The organism is Maribellus sp. CM-23, from assembly GCF_021354595.1.
Classification (GTDB): Bacteria; Bacteroidota; Bacteroidia; order Bacteroidales; family Prolixibacteraceae; genus Draconibacterium.
The window spans coordinates 781,080-804,584 of the sequence record NZ_JADWYJ010000002.1; the positions used below are offsets into that span (position 1 = coordinate 781,080).

13 protein-coding genes are annotated in these 23,505 nt (G+C 44.7%); 5 read left to right on the forward strand and 8 right to left on the reverse strand.

The features are described 5' to 3' along the window. Window positions 1–46: 46 nt before the first annotated feature. The 5 genes from INQ51_RS10455 to INQ51_RS10475 all read left to right on the forward strand — a co-directional run bounded on the left by INQ51_RS10455 (window position 47) and on the right by INQ51_RS10475 (window position 8,158). Entirely contained in the window at window positions 47–1,462 is a 1,416-nt protein-coding gene (locus tag INQ51_RS10455; protein ID WP_233377918.1) for a RagB/SusD family nutrient uptake outer membrane protein, read from the forward strand. Between the two features lie 9 nt (window positions 1,463–1,471). Beyond that, window positions 1,472–1,933: a hypothetical protein gene (locus INQ51_RS10460; RefSeq protein WP_233377919.1), complete on the forward strand. Its 462-nt coding sequence runs from the start codon at window positions 1,472–1,474 to the stop codon at window positions 1,931–1,933. Between the two features lie 76 nt (window positions 1,934–2,009). Next, the gene (locus INQ51_RS10465; RefSeq protein WP_233377920.1) at window positions 2,010–4,841 is read left to right on the forward strand and encodes a M16 family metallopeptidase; all 2,832 of its coding nucleotides are present in this window, start codon (window positions 2,010–2,012) and stop codon (window positions 4,839–4,841) included. Between the two features lie 31 nt (window positions 4,842–4,872). After that, window positions 4,873–6,372 (forward strand): hypothetical protein, encoded by a 1,500-nt coding sequence (locus INQ51_RS10470; protein ID WP_233377921.1) that lies wholly within the window; start codon window positions 4,873–4,875, stop codon window positions 6,370–6,372. A 298-nt stretch (window positions 6,373–6,670) separates the two neighbouring features. Further along, window positions 6,671–8,158 (forward strand): calcineurin-like phosphoesterase C-terminal domain-containing protein, encoded by a 1,488-nt coding sequence (locus INQ51_RS10475; protein WP_233377922.1) that lies wholly within the window; start codon window positions 6,671–6,673, stop codon window positions 8,156–8,158. 120 nt (window positions 8,159–8,278) lie between these two features. On the opposite strand, the gene INQ51_RS10480 is transcribed toward INQ51_RS10475, so the two are convergent. The 8 genes from INQ51_RS10480 to INQ51_RS10515 form a co-directional block, all read right to left on the reverse strand. Further along, window positions 8,279–9,697, reverse strand: a complete 1,419-nt coding sequence (locus INQ51_RS10480) for a sugar porter family MFS transporter (RefSeq protein WP_233377923.1) — start codon at window positions 9,695–9,697, stop codon at window positions 8,279–8,281. 106 nt (window positions 9,698–9,803) lie between these two features. Then, entirely contained in the window at window positions 9,804–10,847 is a 1,044-nt protein-coding gene (locus tag INQ51_RS10485; protein ID WP_233377924.1) for a DUF4434 domain-containing protein, read from the reverse strand. A 377-nt stretch (window positions 10,848–11,224) separates the two neighbouring features. Further along, window positions 11,225–13,384: a hypothetical protein gene (locus tag INQ51_RS10490; RefSeq protein ID WP_233377925.1), complete on the reverse strand. Its 2,160-nt coding sequence runs from the start codon at window positions 13,382–13,384 to the stop codon at window positions 11,225–11,227. Between the two features lie 10 nt (window positions 13,385–13,394). Next, complete coding sequence (locus INQ51_RS10495; protein ID WP_233377926.1) at window positions 13,395–14,171, reverse strand: SGNH/GDSL hydrolase family protein; 777 nt, start codon at window positions 14,169–14,171, stop codon at window positions 13,395–13,397. A gap of 6 nt (window positions 14,172–14,177) precedes the next feature. Further along, window positions 14,178–15,896, reverse strand: coding sequence for an FAD-dependent oxidoreductase (locus INQ51_RS10500; RefSeq protein ID WP_233377927.1), 1,719 nt, complete (start codon window positions 15,894–15,896; stop codon window positions 14,178–14,180). A 36-nt stretch (window positions 15,897–15,932) separates the two neighbouring features. After that, a complete protein-coding gene (locus INQ51_RS10505; RefSeq protein WP_233377928.1) occupies window positions 15,933–18,146 on the reverse strand; it encodes a hypothetical protein in 2,214 nt (737 codons plus the stop codon). Window positions 18,147–18,344: 198 nt separating this feature from the next. After that, window positions 18,345–20,150 carry a RagB/SusD family nutrient uptake outer membrane protein gene (locus INQ51_RS10510; protein ID WP_233377929.1) on the reverse strand — a complete coding sequence of 602 codons (1,806 nt, stop codon included), beginning with the start codon at window positions 20,148–20,150 and terminating at the stop codon, window positions 18,345–18,347. Window positions 20,151–20,161: 11 nt separating this feature from the next. Continuing rightward, window positions 20,162–23,458 (reverse strand): TonB-dependent receptor, encoded by a 3,297-nt coding sequence (locus INQ51_RS10515; RefSeq protein ID WP_233377930.1) that lies wholly within the window; start codon window positions 23,456–23,458, stop codon window positions 20,162–20,164. Window positions 23,459–23,505 lie beyond the last annotated feature (47 nt).

The following is a 23,505-nucleotide window of genomic DNA, read 5'->3' on the forward strand; positions in this document are numbered from 1 at the left end:
CAACATCAGAAGGATTTCCAATGATGTTCGAAAAAAATAGATACATATGAAAAACAAAATAATAAAATACATCAGCATCGCATTTATTGCAGCAAGTATAAATGCCTGCGATTTTCTGGAGGTTGACCCCATTGGCCAAACCACCATCCCTGTTCTGTTTTCGGATGTAGAAGGCATACGTGCAGCACTGCCCGGAACTTATGCTTTGTATTACAGTTATTACAGTTCCGATTTTCTGAAATACCCCGAAGTGGCAGGAAACATGCTTCACCTTAGCTCAGTTTCCGAAAGCGGCGATATGATTAAGCAGTACAATTTTACTTCGGCTCCCGGCGACGAAACCGAGGCTGTTGGATATATCTGGCGATACATATTCGAAGCATTGGCAAATACAAATAACATTATTGAGTACCAGCCAGCTCTGGTAAAGAATTTTCCGGCCCAGGAAACTGAATTGAACCGGATTATGGCCGAAGCCCTGTTTTTAAGGGCACTTGGACATTTTGATCTGTGCCGGGTTTATGCACAACCGTACAACTACACCGACGATGCCACACACGTGGGCATCCCGATCGTGTTAAAAACACCGGGAGCCGATACCAACCTCCCGCGAAAAACCGTGAAGGAAGTGTACGAACAGATTATCAAAGACCTTGAAAGCTCGTTGCAATATTTCGAGGGAACCTCGCCCCGCGAAGATTACTACGCTTCACCCGATGCAGTTTACGGACTACTGTCGAGGGTTTATCTTTACATGGAAAACTGGGACAAGGCAATTGAATTCTCGTCGAAGGTAATCGATAAACTCCCTCTTTCTTTGGGCAACGATTACCTGAAAATGTACAACGAGCTGGAGCCCGGCGTCGAGAATATTTTTAGACTAAACGGCACATTGAGAAGTTCGTCCCTGGCAACATTTTATGCCCCGGTTTCACCTCTTGCCATACCTGCGGATACATTGATAAGCCTGTTTCAGAATCAGAATGATATTCGTTTGCAACTATTAACGAAAGAAAACAACTCGCCGGTTTGCAAAAAATATTACATAACTGCCGATGTATCGGAAGAAAACAAGCATTACGATCCCTTTGTGCTGCGTGGCTCTGAAATGTACCTGAACCGCGCGGAAGCCTACCTTCATAAAAATAAGTTAGACGAAGCAGCAGCTGATGTAAAAACAATAATTGCCCGTGGCCTGCAAGTGGACGTTACTGAAATTACGCTGGACGAAACATACGACCAGCTGGTCAAAACGATTGAAAACGAGCGCACCAAAGAACTTTGCTTTGAAGGGCATCAGTTTTTTGATATCACCCGCCGGAAGCAGGACCTGATCCGATCAGCCAACACAAATTCGTCGGTTAAACAGATACAATATCCAAGTGATTTCTTTGTATTGCCCATTCCGCAAAAAGAAATGGACACGAACCCGTCAATGGAACAAAACCCGTCTTACAATTAAAACATCGTTATGAAAACATCAAAATATATCTTCTTATTCCTGTTGATTTCAGTACTTTGCTCGTGTGGAAAAGATGAATTTAAACCGTATGATCAGGCTTTCATTCACATTATGAAAGACGAGATTTCCACAACAACAGTTTCGTCAAAAGCCAATTACGTTGCCGAGTACAAAATCTTTTTAAGTTCCAAGCCACTAACAGAGAAGCTAACGGTTACTTACTCCATTTCAACCGGCGAAGGCTTGCAGCAAGGAGTGGATTATGAACTGGTCAATACATCCGGCGAGTTAACTTTTTTACCCGGAATTTACGATATGCCGGTGCGCATCCGATGGAAATCACATGTGCTGGATCCACAAAAAGACAATTCGCTGACCATTCGCATCGAAAGCAACAGCCTGGGACTAACAATGGGACTGCCTGGAAAAGATGAAAACCAACGCGCATTTACCATCACTAAAATCAACTAACTCAGAAACAGAACAAACGACCAACACAATAAGGCATGCAGCACCCAATGCTGCAGAATGCATACAACATTACCCAATGAGAAATTTTATTTTATTATTCATAATACTACTTGTTTCCAGCGTTTTTTCATCCGCCCAAGAATTAAAGCCTCCGAAAAAACTTGTTAAGGGAACACTCGACAATGGCCTTACCTACTACATTTACCCCAATAAAAAGCCTGAAGGCGAAGCTGTTTACCGGCTTTTTATAAAGTCAGGGTCGTTGTTCGAAAAAGAAGAACAACGCGGACTGGCTCATTTCCTGGAACACATGGCATTTAACGGAACCCGGCATTTCACGGGAAATTCGCTCACGGCATTTCTGGAATCAAAAGGTGCAAAATTTGGCGCCGATTTAAATGCCCACACGTCCATGAACGAAACTGTTTACAAACTTCAGCTTCCCTCCACCGATCCGGCTTTTGTTGACAGTACGATCATGATTCTGGCCGACTGGGCCGGAGGACTTTTGCTCGACAGTACCGAAGTGGAAGATGAACGGGGGGTTATACTTTCGGAATGGTTGCTAAAAGTGGGGCCAAAGTACGAGGCACAAAACGCTTTTCTGCTGGAGTTATTAAACAATTCGCGTTACAGCCGGAGGCTGACCATTGGCGATACGGCAGTGATCAAAAACTTTCCGCTGGAAGATTTGCAGGCTTACTACCAAAAATGGTACGACCCGTCGATAATGGCAGTGGCAGTAGCCGGCGATGTAGATGTGGCGAAGGTCAAAAAGTCGATCAAAAAATACTTCTCACACATGCCATCATCCTTAAATGGCGTGTTACCCAAACATCCTATTTCAGATTATGACAAGGTAGAAGTAAAAACCATCAGCCACGAATCGCTGGACGGTGTTGAACTAAATGTGATACAGTTGCTCGAACAACCTGTTGCTGTCATCACCGAAAAAGAATATCCGGCTTACTTGCAACGCACCTTGCTAAACCAGCTCATAAAAGCACGGTTTGCCGAACGCTCTTTTTCAAACCCTGCTTACAAGGATGCAAGTTATTCATACAGCAGCTTTTTAAATACCAAAGGAGCCTTGCTGGGTAGCGTAGAACTAACGCCGACAAAAATTAAAGCAGGTATCATCGATTTTGCCAGCGCATCAGAGCAAATGTTTCGCTACGGTTTTACCTCGGGCGAAATCAAGAAAGCAAAAACCATATACATTAACGGACTGAAACGCAAGGCGGAATCAAAAAAACCGAGCCTGTCCTCTGCATTAGTAAATGAAGTTTACAGTGAATTTTATGTAGGCAACAAAATTGTTTCAGCAAAAGACGAGTATAAGTTAGCCCTCAAATACATCGATGCCATCGACTCTCTGAAATTATGTAATCAGCTTCAGCATTTGCATACCCCTCACAAAACACATTACCTGATAACCACCTTTGACAAGGCAAAAGATGAAATTCCATCAGAAACTGCTTTGATCTCTATTTTTGACAGCATCAGAACGAGCAACATTCAGCCTTATCAATATGCGGTAGAAATGCCGGAAAGTCTGCTGCAAAAAGAACCGATAGCCGGAAAAGTTGTGAAGACAAAACACCTGGAAGAAATTGATGCCGATCAGCTAACCTTGTCAAATGGGGCAGTTGTTACGTTCAAATCTTCTTCTTTATCTCCTGATGATATTTTGCTTAGCGCCTTTAGAAAAGGTGGATTGTATGCGCTCGACAGCGTTGATTACGTTTCCGGATTATATACCGGTTCCATAGTTGGATTAAGCGGCGCCGGCGATTTTTCGCGTCAGGAGTTGAGCCGCTACCTTGCAGGCAGCTCTGTTTCTTCGCGTTTTATCATTGAGAAATCGAGGGTAGGTATCGGTGCCAAATCCAATATCGAAGATTTGGAACTGCTGTTTCAATTGCTATACCTGAAATGGACCTCGCCCCGCGTTGACACAGCCATTTTTGAGCAAACAAAAAGTAAGGCCATAGAAACTTACCAAACCCGGAATGAAACTCCGACTACCCGTTTCTATGAAGATTTCAGCCTTTTGCTAAATGGCGATAACTACACAACGCGAACAGTTACTGACACCAGATTAGAAAAGGAACTCCAGTTAAACCGGATATTGCCTCTTTTTCAATCACATTACAATTCTGCCCAAGGTTTTCATTTTGTATTTGTCGGCGATTGTTCGTTAAAAGAAATAAAACCCTATATCGAAAAATACATAGGGAGCTTGCCGGGCAATACGCCGGAAAACAATACCTATCAATATACTTATTCGGAAACAGTTACGAATGATACCTCTTTGATCCAAAATGTTGGAGACAATGCGAAATCCACCGTTTCGCTTATGTTTCAATCGAATAAAAAGATTACCGACTACAACCATACCCAACTCCTCAACGACATGACAGAAGAGATTGTCCGCGCCCGTTTACTGGAAGTTTTACGCGAAAAAATGGGAATGATCTACAGCGTTGGAGTACAAATGAGCCAAACCAAACACCCTTCTGATTTACGCAGAACAAGCATTCGCTTTTCATGTAAGCCGGAAGACGTGGATACTTTGATAGCCACCACAATGGAACAATTAAAGCTGCTGGCGCAGAATCCTGAAAATCTTGGATTGAAGTTAGCCGATGTAAAACAAAACCAACTAAAAGACTGGCAGCTTGATAAACAGCGCATTACTTATTGGTCAGGCGGTATCCGAAACAAGTTATTTAACAACGAAAACAGCTGGGAGTATTTAACTGGGTTCGACCGGATTATTGAACAAATAACGGTGGAATCAATCAGTGAGAACATACAACGCGAACTGTTGCAAGTTCCCATGGTAAAAGCGGTTTTAAACCCCGCCCCTGCTCCGGATAACAACGAAATACAATCAATTAATTAAATAGAATTATTAACTATAAAACACGAAGAAAATGAAAAAACAAATCTTCAATTTATTTTATGCTTTGGCCTTGCTTGCCATTGTAACGGCCTGTAGCGACGATGATGATCCGATAGAATTACCGGTTTACGGAGACGCGACAATGACCAGTTTTGGCTTTTATGTAGAAGACAACGAAGGAGTTGTTCTCAAAGATTATGTTGCTGAAGGTATCTCAGGAGATTTTACGGTATCAGTACCTGATTACGTTGACAAGACCGCACTTGTTGCCCGTTTTGTGGTTTCTGAAAATGACACAGTGTATGTAAACAATGTACAACAGGAAAGCGGTGTAACAGCCAATGACTTTTCTGCTCCGCTTGATTACATTGTATCGGAAGGGACCAACAACACCAAATACACTGTAACTGTTGCCAATCTTCCGGCTGCTGTTTGGAGTCTGGCAGCAAGCGACACCACCGACTTAAGAGAATTCTTTATGCGGGTAAATCCAGTAACCAATGTTCCGTACCTGGCTTATGCACTTGATATGGATGATTCGGCCGATGAAAAGGTAGGTGTATTTAAATTGGATGGAAATACTCTGGTTAATGTTGGAGCAAAAACAGTTTCAGCGGGAAGAGCCTCTTATCCAAGAATTGCATTTGATGCAGAAGGAGCACCGTTTATCTCTTTTGCCGATTACACGAACGACGATCCTTACAATCCAGGCAGCACAACTTACTCGGCATCGGTTATGAATTACAACGGTTCTTCCTGGTCGTATGTAGGTAGTAAGGGTGTTACCGATGTACGTATCACATATAATGATATTGTATTGAAAAACGATGGTAACCCGATGTTATTTTGCTACAACAATGCAGCAGGAACACTTGCCAGAAGAGAATTGAACATTTCTGACTTTACCGGAAACAGCTGGGCCTCCAACCTTACCATTCCAGGCAGAGCATCCACTCAATATGCATACCACACAACTGCAAAAAATGTTGACGGCGTTATTTACCTGGGTGTTTACAATGCCAACGAAGGTACATTCTCGGCCTATAAAAATACAGACGGCAGCTGGACTACCATTGTTGAATCATATTTACAGGAAGGCGCAACAACTGGAAACCTGCGTGATTTTGATATGGATGTTGACCGCGACGGTAATGTATTCGTTTGTGTTGCCGATGACGAGGCAGGTGCCGATATTTACCGGCCAAAAGTATTAAAATACGATGCTACAGCTGAAACATGGAGCAAAGTGGGAACGCCCATCGCAATCGACTTCTCTACCACCAGAGAGTTTAGCCTGGCTGTATCACCGGTTGGAACTCCATTCCTGATGTATCGCGACGATAGCATGTTCCCGGTAGTTGTTTCGTTTGATGAAGACACGCAGGATTGGACAACACCTACCCAACTCAACGCTGTTGAAGCCGAAAATCTATACATGGATTTTGCACCGAACGGAATTGCTTATGCAGCATTCACAACTTCGGCCACTGGCGAAACCATGTTATTTAAATACGATATTCCTACCGAATAACAAACTGTACTAAGCAGTAAAGAGGATGCCCGTACTTCAATGGCATCCTCTTTTTGTTTTCTGAGTTCACATAGTCTTTGTTAAAGCACCTGTCTTTATACGGGTCATCTCGCCAGCGCGAAGCAACGTATTCCATATTTTTATCGGGAAAAAAACATCAGAATGCAAAGCAATTTTGAAGGTCTCCCGAAAGGTCAGAAATACCTGTCGTTTAACAAAATGACAAGTTCCATGTTATATTCAAGTACCATAATAAACACATAACTGAAGTACAACACTCTAAATTAGTTACATTCAAATGAAAAAGATTAGTTTGATCGCCCTGTTTCAATTGCTCCTCTTATCGGCAATTGCCCAAACAAAGTATTTTAATGTTGAAGGGTTTATTTATTTAGATACCAATGAAAACGGTCGGTTCGATGAGAAGGAAAAAGGATTAAAAGGAATACCCGTTTCCAACGGAGATACAATCGTGATCACCAACTCAAAAGGTAAGTTTGTTATCCCGGCAGATTCTACTGCCAGCATTTTCCCAATAGTACCAACCGGCTTCGAAAATACAGGTTCAAAAATAGGGAATGCTAATTTTATCTTTTTGGGGAAACAGGACACAGCAACAACGCTAGCTCTCGGGCTGAAAAGGGTAAAGCAACCTTCTGCTTTTCGGGTGGGAGCAATTGGCGACCTGCAGGTTAGTAATCAACAGGAAATTTCTTATGCCAACCACACCGTTCTTTCCGAACTTGCCTCTTCCAACATCGATTTCAATATTTTCCTGGGCGATCTGGTGAACAATAACATCAAAGACCTGCCAACAATCCGCCATATTTTAGAGAAATTACCGACAAAATCGTGGACCGTCGCAGGAAATCACGACCGCAACTTCGTCCCTGATTTCCAACAACATACTTTTAACATGGATTTTGGAGCGTCAGATTATGCTTTTAATTATGCGGGCGTTCACTTCATCGTTTTAAACGATATTTTTGCCGTAGGCGCTAAGGGATATGAAGGGCGCTTAACCGAAAAGCAACTTCGTTTTATTAAAAACGACCTGGCACTGGTTCCAAAGGAAAAACTGGTGGTAATCAGCCAACACATCCCAATGGTTTCAGTAAAAAATAAAGCCGATTTACTAAGCTTGCTTGAGCCTTACCGAAAAGTACTGATATTGTCAGGGCATACTCACAAAGCCACCCGCCATCATCTGGCTCCCAATGTAATGGAAATTGTAACAGGGGCCTCGTGTGGAAACTGGTGGTCGGGAGAACGAAACTGGCAGGGAATGCCTGTATCTCTTATGCAATGTGGCTCTCCGCGTAATTATTATATTCTAGACTTTGAAGACGACGATTACCGCTTTCATTTTAAAGGCATCGGGCTCGATCCATCCTTGCAAATGACGGTCTGGATCAACGGACAGGATACGCTTTCCCAGCATATTCCATCCTTACAGGAGCTAAAAACCAATGATGTTCTGGCCAATGTTTATGCGGCTTCCGACGAAACCCTTGTAAAAATGAAAGTAGATGACGGAGAATGGATAAGCATGAAAAAAACAAAAATCATTGATCCGAATGTGGCACGCATTGTTCATCAAAATAAAACGGGTATCTATCCAACTGTTTTTAGCAGAAAAGCAGCGCTACGCACCTCTGCTTCGCCCCATATTTGGCAAGGAGAGCTACCAGAAAACCTGTCTTCAGGTATCCACCAGCTAACAATTGAGGCGGTTGAATCTAGTGGGTTTAACGTTTCTGCAAAGCAGACCTTTTTTGTCAAGTAAGGCAGTTCTGAAAAATATTAAAGGAAATTCCAAAACCAGCGAGGCGATTCGAAAATTACATCCGAATCGCCTCACCTTTTATAATGTGCCGGCTAATGCCGACATTATTTCCCTTTCTGATCAGTTATCCTTTTTCCAGTATTGCTCAATTTCTTCCAGGGTTTTTCCTTTTGTTTCAGGAATCAGCTTGTAAAAGAAGATAGTACCTGCAAAACAGAAAGCTGCAAACGTAAAAAATCCGGCTCCCATGCCTACGCTCGCAACGTACCACGGAAAAAGAAATGCTGCGGCAAAGTTGGTTCCCCAGTTGGCAAAAGTTGCCAGTGACATCGCCCTACCCCGGATATGAGTCGGGTAAATTTCACCGATTAAAACCCAAATAACTGCATTGATTGACAAGGCCAAACTACCAATGTATATACAAAGCAGTACAACCGTCCAGATGCCCGAAGCGATGTTGGTCACAAACAAGGTTCCTATCGCGCACAACGAAACAAAAACGGCTGCCATTCCTCCAATCAGCAAAGGACGACGCCCCCAGCTATCAATTTTTGTCAGTGCAATAACCGTAAAAATCAGGTTGATAATGCCGATCAATACCTGAAACTGAACTGCATTGTTCAGCGCAAAACCAGCACCTTCCAAAATGGTTGGACCGTAATAAATAACAATATTCACCCCTGTAAACTGCCCAAAAACAGAAAGCCCGATTCCTACTGCCAGCGCACGCCGCATGCCGGGCTTTAAAAGCTCGCCCAAGCCTACTTTCTTTTTACCAGCTTCATCGGCAGGACGAAGAAGTTTCTCGTCTAATTCGCCATTGATTCGTCGAAGCAAAGCCATGCCTTTCTCAACAAAGCCTTTGTCAATCAACCAGCGTGGACTTTCCGGAACAAAAAATAACAAGAGGATAAACAATCCGCAGGGAATCATTTCGGCTGCAAACATTCCCCGCCAAATCTCGGTATTGAATACTTTTCCTAAAATACCGGCGGTAAAAATATTATCGGGTGAAGCGGCATAACGCAACAAGGCCCAGTTTGAAAAATAGGCTAACAAAATCCCAATAACTATCGACAATTGATACAGTGCAACCAAACGTCCGCGAATTTTTGCCGGAGCAAACTCCGATATGTACATAGGAGAAAGAACAGAGGCCATTCCGACGCCAAGGCCGCCAACAAGGCGGGCAACAATTAACAAGGTAAAACTGGGAGGAATGGAGGAAAACAAGGCCGACACAAAGAAAAGAAATGCCGCCAGTATCAGAATGGGTTTTCGCCCGTAGCGGTCGCTTAAACTGCCGGCTACAAAGGCCCCCACAATTGCGCCAATCAGGGCCGAACTTCCAAACCAGCCCACCATTAATTTGGACAAGCCAAATTGGGTCTCCACCATACCGAAGGTTCCCGATATTACGGCGGTATCAAAGCCAAACAGCACACCTCCCAAAGATGCCACAAAACAGGTTAACCCAAGCAGAACTTTATTCCCCGATGGCTTATCCTGATGGACACCTTGATTCATTTTTACATTCATTGTTTCGATTTTTTTGATTTAGTTCATTTTATTGTTGCCTGATCAGGATGAGTTCCCTGGCAGAAACAGGCAAAAGTTTAAGGTTGAAAAATTTATTTGTAACGGTTTACTTTAGCGCTTTGCCTTTTGCAAGTTTTTTGTATAAATCCAGCGAATCGGGATGGCCGGCAAAAGTCGGTCCTTCCGCCTGGTTGATCATTCCGGTATACTGGTAGATCAGAATTTTCTCAACATAGGGCGACACAGCCTCCAGCTGTTGAATAACCCGCTCGGCAGGAGCTGGCAACAAGGCGCTGTGGTATACTTTTCCCTCAAAACGAAAAACTTCGACATCTGCCCAAAGACGGGACTTGGCTGCTTTTTTATGAAGTTTATAGAGATTTTCAAAGAAACCGGCGCTTTCTTCAACCCGGGTTTTCTCCACCCCAATTTCATCCTGATAAGCTATAAAATCCACATCCAGCTGCTCCAACTGACGCACGTATTGATCATCGAACTCAACATTTCTGGTTCCGTAAGGAGCAATCAAGGTTTTGGCTTTTGGCATTAACCGGGCAGCTTCTTTCGACGACTGGTTCACATAATTGATAAAGAAGTCATCGTAATGCCCGCTAATTCCGGTTTCGTTCGGATAATACCAGCCGTAAAAGCTTTTGTGATGTCCGTATTTTTCGGCAATTTCATTCATTGCTTTCACGCGCAACTTATTCACTTCCGGATCTTTCATCAACATGGCAGGATTTCTCCACTCTCCGAAAAAGCCATTGCTGACAAAAAAGCGGATGCCATACTTATCGGCCGCAGTAAGTACCACTTCCAAAGGATCTTCGCACCCCATTTCGTGTTTTGGCAACAACGAAGTAGGGTAAAAACTTTTATCGTAAATAGCTACATCCAACAATACGAGGTAGCGTAACCCGGCATCTGCTATTTCTTTTACTTTGGCATCCCATTGTTCAGCCGTAAATTTCTCCAAAGTAGGATTCCAGTATTTTCCCTCGGCGGCACTGTGGTGCTGAAACTCAAACCAGGAGCCCTCAATGGGTTTCATCGTTGTTTTTTTCGTTGCAGCCGCCTGCACTTCCTGCAATAAAAAAGGGCTGGCCACCGCCATCGTACCCAGTGTTCTTAAAAAATTCTTCCGGTTCATCGTAATACAAATCTTTATCTATTCTGTCAAAAATGGTTTCAGCTTGCTGAACAATTACTTATTTCTGTGAAAGAATGTCAAAACTAAATATTTTTACTCCGAAAAAAGCATTTAATAAAATATTTTATTAACCTTTTCTACAAATTCATGTCAGAGATGGTTCTTTTTTATTCAGGTGGCTGTCTGTTCAGTTAGCTTATCAATCAAAACCAAAAACACTTCGCACTTTGGAATCCGTTATCCTCGCTTTTCCACAACAGAAATTCACTACCCAGCTCAATCCGAAGTCTGTTCTTAACAGATTACTCATAGTTCCTATCTTAGATTATATGCCCAGTCTACTCGTTTGCTATTCATTTCTCCTGAATTTGGGTGCACTATTCCGAAAGCATTTCTTTTTTTAATGCGGAATGATGTTGGGCAATTTCTGAATTTTTAGTCAGATCCCAGATTGATACATCCATATCTCTTAAGGCCAGTATAGCCGTTATCCAGCCCTGTGTCCAGCCGGTTTCGATGGCCCAGGCGCCCCAGCCGTGATCAGCATTCGAGCCCCATTGTTCGAATTGCTCATAATCAAAGGCGCGCATCCAACCGCCATCCAATTCCGGATGATCGGCTGATTTTACCTGGATACGGCACAAAAACTCCGCTAACTTATCGGTGGCCTTTTTGATATCAGCATCGCCGGTTGCATAAACTGCCTCGTGCAATCCTAAAAATGCGAAGTTGGTGGTATACAACAAATCGCTTACCGGGTCGCCATTTTGTGCAATAAGCGATGCCTCTGTTGTTCCGTAAGCTTCATTCGATTGTGGCGGAGGATAACGTCCCATTTCAATCGATCCCAACTCTTCGCGAATGGCTCCGCATTCATCCTGAAGTTTCAGGAAATCGTTGACCACGGTCAATAACATTGCGCGGTTTTCTTCCGTGTTTTCCACCCGAAGCAGCCACGATAAGGGTAAAATCATTCGTGCCCGCTCCTGCGCCAGTCCGTTGGTCCAGCTCCATCCGCCGGGATAATGCTCCATCATCGTTTTAATTCCGTTTTTGGCGCGGTTCAGAAAAATATCATCCCCGGTTTTATCGTAGGCCCACAAATAGCAAGCCCACAAATAGCTTTCAAAATGAGGAGCCAAATTCACGATTTCCTGATTGTAGTAATGTTTCCAACCATTTTTCTCTAACTGAGGTAAATCAATTCTGCTGCCCCGGAATCCGTTTGCTCCGGTTGTTCGTACGAGAGCCAGCAACGACTTCATCATAATTTCATCCCAGTGATTGGATCCGGTAAGAGCGGCAGTTGTCCAGGCTCCCAAAAGAAAACGTGCATTATCGTCGCCGTAGCTGGCGCGATACCAGGCATAATTACTAATTCCCCACGGGATTAAACCATAGGCTCCGTGCGACGGATTGGCGTATTCATTTTTTGTTGCAATCGAATTCAGCAGATAGTAATCCAGCAGTTTTTGCGCTGTTCCCAGGTATTCCTCGTTCCTCAATGCTTTCCCGGCAGTGGCAAAAGCCATGGCTGTTTCACTGATGCAGTCTCCCCGCTCCATGATTCCGATCGGCTGGCTGCCATTTTCATCGATTTCGGAGAAAATACATTCAAAAACGCCGTTCGATCCATCTCCTACCGGAATAGCCTCACTCCACGTCAAACGTTGAACACCCGAATCAACCATCTCTTTTAGCGTTTCTGCATACGATTCAGGAATAAGCATACGTGCATTTTTATACCATTCCACTCCGCGGGCAAAACTTTCGCGTTCAACATCTTCCGGCAAAGCATCTTCTTTACCATAAGTCGGCCCCACAACCGGTTCCCAGCTTAAATCTTCGGCTTCGAGTCCGGGGGAAATAAACCCAAGAATCTGTTTCCACACCACTCCCCATTCTTTTGACGGGGCGTATCTTCCGGAAATAAAACCACTCAGGTTTGTTGTTGACACCAGTACCGGAAGCTCCTTCATTTCGAGTAAAATGGGAAACTGCTTTTCAGGTAAACCGTAAATGGCCGAATCGAAACCGGCAACGCGCGCCGCCACCATATGTACTTGCGCTGCATCAGCTGGTACATTGGTATAATACAAACCGTTTAACCCCAAAATCGTTAAACTGTCGGGCGACGCGTTAAAAAAGCCGGAATTGACCACCACCCGCTCGTGTTTGGCCTTTTCAATGGCACCCACTTCACTTTGCGGAAGCACGGATGGAAACTCGACATAAGCGCGAACACCTTTTTCCTTTACCAAGGCGTAAAAGTTCCCGCTCAATTGTTCCGTTCTGTTTGGATAATCCGAAGACAAAACCAAAAGACCGTCTCCACTTTTGGCCTTCTGAATGGCTTCATCGGGTGTGGCATGAAAAACAAGTTGAATGTTTTTATGGTTTTTCAGTACCTGAATCAAATCATTGTCGGCAGAACCACTCACATGAATGGTATGGCGAGCGCCGCCACAAGCGGCCAGAAGCAAGGCAAACATGGCCAGACTCCAAACTTTTATTTGTTGCGTTATTCTCCTAATCATATCGTTCTCTTTATTCTCTTTCTATTATTATTTGCGGGGCTTCTCCTTTGATAAGCCTTTTTAAAACAGCCGGATAAGTATCTCCTTCGGTGGTTCCTTTTCCTTCCATAAAAACACCACAGGTGATGGAATCACCAAAGCATACAATTTTCAAACTGCCCAGGTCATCGTAATGCTTTATCAATTGCTTGTATATAAAGCTGGCCAGTAACTGATTGCCTTCTTTGGTAAAATGAATGCCATCGTTACTATCGCTGTTGAAGCGGTTTCGGATAATCAGATCTTTCTCGTGCACGGGAATCCCCATCTCTTTAAAGTGCCCAAAAAGATCTATAAACAACAAATCCTTTGCCTTGCACAAGGCCCTCAAAGTATCCCGGCCGTTTTCCAGCAATTGCATTGGAGTAGCGGGATACAATGCGGCATCGTGGCGTTCAAACAGGTGCAACGAATCGGCCGTGGGCGGACTTACCAGAACCACAGAGATACCGTGTTGCAACAGACTGTCGGTTAACTGATTCATATGGTTGTAATAATCGCTCACCGAAAGCATTTTACGGGTATTCAGCAAGTCGTTTGTTCCCACCATTACAATCACGAGATCGGGTTTCAATGAAACGACATCAGCAGATACTCTTCTCAGCAAATCGGCCGAATTGTTTCCAGGGACACCTTTGTTAAACACATCGCCAACCGGCTTCTCTTTTGAACAGGAGAGTACGAAAATGGCTGTTACCACCAAAGTCAAAAGTACCAGGCCCGATCGATATCTCTTGGTTCTGTTCATGATGCATTAACTATTGGGCCAGTGTGTTTCCAATCCCTGCGTCCGGATCCAGCGTTGAAACTCAGTCAATAAGTTTTTCTGTTCCCGAACGGCTCGGGGCGGCACATTTTTCAGCTGAGCAAAAGCTACGAGCATTCCAACAGCTTCGCCAATGCTCCATTCCACCGGATGAAGGCGGTAACAACCGTTGGTGATGTGTGTGGTCCCAATGTTTTTGTTGGCCGGAAGCAGATTGTTCATCCGTTGCGGAAGCAAGGCACCCAGCGGTATCTGGAAAGGCAGCGATCCAAAGTCGACGTAGTTGACGCCCTGGCTGCTTGGATGCAAATCAATATGGTAATAACCGGTACCGACGCTATCGTAGAAATCAGCCGACTTTTTACCGGCCACATCACCTGCCACCAAACGGCGGTTTTCAGCCCCAACGTGTTCTTCCAATACCGTAAATTCGGCTTTTATTCTTCGGGCTTCACGGATGTAGGGATATTTTGCCATGCCATCTTCCGTTCCCATCACGTCGCCACGCAATCGCAAACCGGCCCATCCCAGTCCTCCGTCGGGGCGAGGTGCCTCGGTTTGCAACCAGTAAAACAACGACAGACTTAACTGACGCGCGCCTTCAACATGTTTCTGAAACTCCTTTTCACTTACGTCAATCAGGTTCCCGAGGAAATAATCGTTTTGCGGCCAGTTCACAATGGTAATGTCCCCATCGTAGGTACCCGGAGCAAAATTATCTTTGTTAACAAGCCGGCGGTACAGCCACAGGTTAAGCATATTTCCGGTTTTCTTGCCTTCCGGGTGAAAGCCAAGATCTTTGGGCTTTAATGTTCGTGGATCGGAATAATTCAGTTCCAATAATTTTCCGGCCCATGGTGTATCCATTTTAGGAACATAGGTACTCCAGAAATCATAATCTTTCGGACGATCGATGATGTTGTTCACACCGGGTTGGTAATCCATTGCAAAACATAAGGTAAACGCCTGGTTGTTTTTGGGATTCGCCACTTCAGGTGCGTGCAACTCGCCCGTCTGACTTTTTGACTCGGTTCCAGTAAAGTACTCAGTTCCTGTCATCGGAAGCAAATCGCCACATTCGGTAGCATCGATAAAGTAAGTTGCATTAAGCACCACGCTCTCATCATTTTTCAGATCGTGTGCCTGAATCGCTTTTACCTCATCTCCCGTTACATCTGCCGCATCGATTTTATGCTCGGTCAGCAATGTCAGCTTTCCGGTGCTGATGTAGGGCAGTAACATTTCGGTCAGCACGGCAACAGTTACAAGTGGTTCGTGACAAATCCGAGAAACAGATCCATCGCCCGGATTCAGGTTGGTACGACTCTTGGCATCGGCGGTTAAGGGATAATTTCGTTTGTAGTAATCCCGAATCCTGTTTCTGTAATCGCGGTACGAAGCAGGTGCTCCGTGCGTTTCAATCCAGTAATGCTCATCGGGCGGAACGCCTTGTTGCGAAACCTGTCCACCAATCCAGTCGGTTTCTTCGGTTAAAATTACTTTTAGCCCGTTACGGCAAGCCGCCAAAGCAGCCGCACAACCACCTAAACCGCCTCCGGCAATAACCACATCAGCAGCTAATTCATCTGCCTTATTCTTTATTTTTTTTGAACGACTGGTAGTGGCAGCCTGTGTGATGGAAGGTGCGGCCAGCAAAACGCCACCGCTTCCGGCTGAAACCAATGATAAAAAATTACGTCTTTTCATGTTATGTTTTTTCTACTATTTATATTTATTCCTGTGTCAGAGCAAAATAGCTTGCTCCCATAAATCTTTCACTTTTCGGGGAGATAAATCGAATACCAGGTACCGTCGGTCTCCCAAAGGCAAAACAGATTTTTCTCCCTCCTGATGAATGTCTGTTTCTACACCTGCCTGTTTCAACAAGCGTACGCTTTCCAGTTTCACCGGTAATTGCAACTGGCCTTCTCCCCTGGCATGCCAGTACACCACCCAGGTTTTACCATCACGGCGAAACATAAAAGCCCGCAGCTCTTCAGAAACTCCCTCCAACTGCTCATAAGGAATCAGCTCCAGGTTGTTTTCCTCGTTTCTCAACAAAAGATGCTCTTGGTCGGGATTCTTTAATTCCTCCTTTTCCCGGCTGGTAAGCAACCCGCTGATGCGCGCCTCTTCCCAATTTTTAATTACCTCCAGATTATCAGTCGTTCGCGGATGTTTTCGGAACTCGTTTAACTTGCCCATTAATGCAATCGGACAATCCCAGGCAGCTGCCCTGCTACAGATGTATTCGTACATATCGGGTTGCATTCCCACTGAAATACTGTCTGGTGCGAGGTAATCATTCCATCCAAAATTGATGGCGGTAAAATCCTGTGCCGTGTATTCGGCTGCATACATTGGATATTTTTGAGTAGCCTGACGGATAAACTCCGGGCGAAACAAATCGAAAGCATTGCCTCGAGTAATGATGTGCCAGCTAAAATGTGACTTGGTGGCTCCCTCTGATAAAACAGGAGCAGGATTTATTTGATTGTAGACAGCCAGCTGCGCCCGGGGCACATTGTACCAGTATGGCGGATGAACATCTTCAGCTCCATCGAAATAAATGAACTCAAAACCAGCTTCGCGACAAAGTTTTCCGATTCGTTCTCCCACTTCCTGCTGAATGCTCGTATTCTGATCAAAACGAACAAACAAAGGCCAGGTATCCACATCCAGCAATCCCAATTTAAATCCTTTTTCCACAGGGCCTACGGTAGATTTTAACTCTCCCCGCTTACATCCGGTAAAACAATAAGGACGCTCCGTGGTGTACCCCTCGTAACTCACCAGTTCGTTCCCGATTTTCAGCATCCTTCTTCCATCTTCCATCGTGCAACCTTCCGGATTTTCCTCTACCGGAATTGTCGTTGCTTCGGCACTGATCGCATCGGCCAGCGTAAACATCCGCCGTAAGTTAAGCCGGTGGTCAGGCACGGGACTCACATAAGCATCATTTTTGGCGGCTTTGTTGTAATGAATATGAAACCCGGGAATCATACCTGCATCCTTTATTTTTCGGGTAATGGTTTGCAAATCCTGCATTCCGTTTGGGAAAGCCGGCAGCCAGGGGAAATGCCCCATCGACTGGGCAAAATCGAAGTAATATACCACCATCATTTTAAAACCGCCTTGTTTGGCATAAGCAATGTGCTCGTCGATGTTGTGGGTTCTTACTTCCCGAAGTTCGTAGTAAGAATATTTATAGGCTTCGCTTCGGCGGCTTTCCACTCCCAGCGGAAGCTGGTAGTCCCTTTCCAGCTGATCAATACGATCCAGCAATTTGTCTTTGCTTGTAGTAATCAAAGCTGCTCCTACTCCCATCAACTTCACCCGGTTGTCCATCCCGGCATAAAGCAGCTGATATTTGCCCTTGTCGAATGCATCGATGCGAGCGAATTCGTCGGTAGCCAAAACGTTTACGGCCACTTTGTCGTCCCACACCACATTTAACCACTCGCCCAAATGGCTGCGTTTTCTTACGGGCAGTTGCAGCAGCGTAAATTCATCGATCTCTGTTTTTCGCTTAATTCCGAATTTCTCAATTTCGTAATCGAGGCCGGTCAACTGAAACCCAATGTAATCGTCAGTAATATTTAGCGAAATGGTCGCGGTATAGGCAATCTCCTGAAATCCCACCTTTAACTGGTTGCCTTCGCGCCACAGTGTGTCGGCAGCAAAAGTTCGCGGTTTGGCGGGATAGGTCAAAAAAAGTTCGTTATCGTAAGGCCGGTGTTCTGTAAGCGCAAAAACCGAAAGGTTGGTCCCTTTCTCCAGACATTCTTGTCCGCTAGGTTTATGGGTCAAACTCAGAGGCTTACCATCGCTGCTCAAAGTAAGAGCCATTTCCGCATTTTCAATCACGATTTTTCCGGGTTTTCCTTTGTTTAAGCCTGCATGAGCCTCGGTAGCTCCCCAGAAAATTATAAAAATGAATAAAAATAAGGAACGCATAGTTCTTGTTTTAGTTAATAAATTCCGCTAAAAAACTACCAAGGTAATCCATTCAGATAACTTAACATAAGAAATACCTCTTTTCAATATAAATCCCAAGCTTCTTTCAAAGATATTTGGAGAAAGCTAACCAGAGTTTGAAATACAGTGTGGAGTTAGATGATAGTAACTGCCACACTGTATTTACATTATACCTGTTTAATAACCCGGGTTCTGTTCCAGGTTGGAATTCCGGTCAATTTCTTCCTGCGGAATAGGGAAAAGTTCGAATTTATTTTCCCAAAAACGATTACGATCTCTCACTTTCAATTTGTCTTTGTAGGCATCATAGTTTGCAATATCGTTCAAATCATGCAAAGTTGAGGTCTGAAAATCCGGAATCATATCGGGAGTAACGTCGTCGTATCCACCAGAGGTAATGTAACCGTTTGCATCGTACGACTGTGCCAGCGGATAACCATAGCTTGGGCTATCGTTTTCGATCGCGCCAATTCCCCACCGGCGCATGTCAACAAAATGCAAGCCTTCCGCAATTAGCTCAACTTTTCGTTCACGGCGCACGAGCTGCTTCATTTTATCCTGGTTCCCGATGCGATCAGCCGAAACATCAGGCATGTGGGAACGATTACGCACCTGGTTGATGGCATCGTAAACTGACTCATCCAGTTCATTTAACTCGATTTTTGCTTCGGCATAAGTCAGCAACACCTCGGCATAGCGCATAATCGGGATATTGAAAGTGGTTTTGTTGATCGCCTCGTCGGTAACATTGGCAAACTTTTTCCAGATGTAGCCAACTCCGCGGTTAACAAAACTCGTCCATGCGGCTGCACTGTTGATATCTGCATTGTTTCCGGTGTACCATTCGTCCGTCGAGAAATTAAAGAATTGAGTGGTTGGGTTAAAGCCTTCCAAAATAAAGCGGATGCGGCCGGTTTCGGTACCGGTGCTATTTCCCTCCACGGTATCACCGTGCATCCAGAAAGTGGAGGCAAAGCGGGGGTCTCTGTTTGCTTTTGGATTTTTAGGATTGTAGAGAGGCGACTCATCGATCCGCTTTCCATCAATACATTCGTAGGTGTCCACCAATATTTGCGATGGGTGCCTTCCGGTTTGCCCGTAGTTTCGAGAAACAACCCCAAACGAAACAACATGTGTTTTTTCTTCTCCCTGGTCAGAATACATCACTTCGAACATCAGTTCACTGCGGGCATCGTCTTTGGCTTGTCCGGTTTTATTAAACAAATCATCGAAGTTCGCTGCCAGTTCTCGTTTACCAATAACCTCTTTCGAAGCTGCCGCGGCAATCCGGAAGTACTCGGTCCCTTTATTTCCGTAGTTTAAACTTCCACCTAACAGAGCCGCGCGTGCTTTAAGACCTAAAGCAACCGCTTTATCCACGCGTCCGCGATCGGCGGCTATCCAGGGAAGATCTTCGGCTGCCTCATCCATCTCCGCCAGAATAAAATCAAGAATCGTCACTTTTGAAACGCGCGCGTCCTCGTACTGATCAATGGTCACAGGCTCTGCATAAAAAGGTACATCGCCATACGATGCAATCAGGTTATAATAAGCAAATGCACGCAATACCTTCGCCTCTGCTAAATATTGTTTTGATTTTCCCTCCAGGGTTTCCAGGTAAGGTTCTGCTCCGTACAACACAGAATTGGCGCGGGCAACAATGTAATAATTGTAAGTCCACCACGAACGAACGGCCGCATTGTCCGGATTTAATCCGCCACCGGCACCAATGGTTGTATTCTCATCGCGCTCCATGCACATCGCCGTGAAGTGATCCAGAAAAAGATAAGCAGTCAGGCGGTTAACGCTGAAATAAAGCGAATTGTAAATGCCCGAAACTCCTGTTTTAACAGCCGCTTCTGATTTATAAAATCCGGAAGAAGCATAACTGGTTGGCGTTCTGTCTAAAAAATCGTCGGTACAGGAAGCAGCAAATACTCCCAGTGCCACAAGCAATGATAGATATAGTGATTTCGTCTTCATCTGTTCAATTTTTAAAAGTTAATATCCATTCCAAAAGTAAATGTCTTCATTAGCGGGTAGAAGTTCCCTCCCGAAACAGAAGATTCCGGATCATAACCTTTGTATGCATTTGAAATCGTAAATAAATTCTGACCACTCACATACAGGCGTACTTTTGACAGGTTCAACTGCTGCAAAACGTTTTTAGGAAGTGAGTAGCCCAGTACAACATTTTTAATCCTCATATAAGCACCGCTTTTCACCCAAAAATCAGATACAATGTTGTTTGGATTGTTTCCTGAGCCATCGATCAGCAGAATGGGAAATTCGGCATTCCGGTTGTCTTCGGTCCAGTAATCAAGCTGATGTTCAAATACGGTCCGGCCAACATAGAACGGACGCGCACCGGCTCCTGAATAGAAAATGTCTTTTTTCCCCACTCCCTGAAGAAACAAGGAAAAATCAAATCCTTTCCAGTCAGCACCAAGATTTACGCTGTACTCGTATCGTGGAGAAGGATCTCCGATGATTGTCCGGTCGAACTCATTGATCACCCCGTCAGGTTTTCCGTCCGGGCCACTCAGGTCTTTGTATTTGATGTATCCGGGCTTTACGTTGGCTTTTGCACCGTATACAGGCGATTCATCGATTTCGCCCTGCGACTGGAAATAACCTTCGCTTACATATCCGTACCAGGAGTGGATCGGTGATCCTTCGCGGGTGATTTGTGTTCCCACATACTCTTTACCATACAGGTTGGTTACTTCGTTTTGCACATCCGAGATATTGGCAGTAACGTGGTATTTAAATTCATTTATTTCATCGCGCCAGGTGAGCGAAAGGTCCCATCCGTTGTTCCTCATCGAGCCTGCATTTTCCCACGGCGAGGTAAGCCCCACGTACAATGGAATCGGGAATTGTTGCAACATATCTCTTATGTTTCGCACGTAATAATCCATTGTGAAACTCAGTTTTGAGTTGAGGAAATCGGCATCAAGCCCGATGTTCATTTGAGTGGATTTTTCCCACGAAATATTCTCGTTTGCCACCTGTGTTTGCGTTGCTCCGGTTCCCAACTCTTTGTTAAACCAGTAACCGTAACCGGTTGAAATAGTAGCTGCATAGGGAAAATAGCTGTAAATATCCTGGTTACCCAAGGTTCCGTACGAGCCTCTCAGTTTCAGGTTGCCAACCACATGATCAAAAGAATCCCAGAAGTTTTCTTCCGAAATTCGCCATCCGGCCGAAACCGATGGGAAAAATCCCCAACGCGAATTTTCCATAAACCGCGAAGAAGCATCCCAACGACCATTTAATTCCAACAAATAGCGTTCTTTGAAATTGTAATTCAACCGTCCGAAATAAGACATCATCGCCCACTCCCAATGACTTCCGCTATTGGTGGATGTAGCTACATCACCGTGGTCGATGTCTTCAAACCCATCAAACTCGTAGCCTTTTCTTTTGGCTGCGAAAGAATGTCCCAGCTTCTCTTCGCTCTGAATACCACCGAGCAGTTTTAAGCTATGGTCTCCGAATTGCTTATCGTACGAAGCCTGCAGGTTAAACTGATTGGTGATAACCTGTTCCCATCCTTCGTATTTTTCGGTGCCTGTTGCCGGATAGGTTGTTTTATACACTCCGCCTTCGTAGGTATCATAGGGCTTTAAGAAATAATCAGATTTGGTTTCGAGCCTGCGCGAGCTATAACTGGCAAGCACATCTAATCCTTTTAACGGATTAATTGACACAAAACCTTTTACCCCCAACTCGGGAGATACGCCCGTATTTATACCGGATGCTTCAGCACTTGCAATAGGGTTGTCTCCGTTCTGACCATATCCCCAGGTGCCATCGTCGTTTATACCGGAGAAAACAGGTACAAAAGTGGTCGCCTTACTGATGATCCCCTCGGGGCTATCCAGACTTGGCCGGACGGTTGTTGATTGCCGGATATTCACGTCAATTCCCACTTTCATCCATTGGGTAATGTCGGCATCGGTATTTAACCGAAGTGTCAAACGCTCGTAATCGTTGTTGGCAATTTGACCGTTCTGGTAGTAGTAAGCGGCGTTTCCGAAAAAACGTACTTTTTGAGAACCTCCGCTAAGGCTGAGAGAATGGTTATGCGTAAGAGCCATGTTTTTAATGATCTCATCCTGCCAGTCGGTGTCGTAGCGGTTAATGTTGTCGGCTCCCAGCGTTTTGTAATCATTGATCAGACTTTCAGGATATTGAGGATCCTGGTCAGAATTGGCACGCGCCACGTTAATGGCTTCCATGTAGGCAACAGCATCAACCGGATCGGGCATTTCTGTTGGTTTGTTTACACCCACATACCCGTTATACGTTACTTTTAACTTGCCATCCTTCGAACGTTTTGTGGTAATCAGAATTACCCCGTTGGAAGCTCTGGACCCGTAGATGGAAGCCGAAGCAGCGTCCTTTAAAACCGATATCGACTCAATGGTATTCATATCGATGTAATTCATATCGCCTTCCACACCGTCAATTAACACCAACGGATTTGACGAAGAATTGAGAGAGCCTGTTCCGCGAATACGAATGGTAGCCCCATCGGCTCCGGGGCGTCCGGATGACTGAACCACCGAAACACCGGGAATAAGGCCCTGCAGCGCGTTCGAAGTGTTCGATGCACTTCGTTTCACAATGTCTTCACTCGTCACGTTTTGAACTGCTCCGGTAAGGTTAACCTTTTTCTGAACGCCGTAACCTACAGCCACTACCTCGTCAATGCCAATCATATCTTCAGTCATGGTTACGTTCACCTGGCTTTGGTCTCCCACTTCAACATCCAGCGTCTTCATTCCCACAAACGAGAAATGCAAAACGGCGCCATCCGGAACGTTATTAAGTATGTAGCCTCCGTCAACATTGGTGATCGTACCACTCGTGGTGCCTTTAAAAGTCACACTTACCCCGGGCAAAGGCTCACCGTCCTTATCCGTAACCTTACCCGAAACTGACTTCTGTTCGGCATCCGATAATTCTTTGTCGATCATCATTTTAGACCCCGGACTAATGACAATATAGCGATCAACGACTTTGTATTTTAAATCACTTCCCTCCAGAAGATCATCCAGTATTTTTTCAATTGTCACGCCTTTTACGTTTAGGTTTACATTGTCAATACCAGCCACTTCATCGTTTTTATAAAAGAAGTAGAAGTCGCTTTGAGCTTCAATCTGCTCAAACAGCTCAGCTAATGTCACATTCCGGACATCTATCGATACTTTTGTTGACTGGGAGTAACTTTTTGCGTTCACTGCTACGATACCCAGCAGGAGCATTAAGATCGTTAGTTTCATAACTTTAATCATTTTATTACACCCAACCAACAGGGCATAACTCTCTC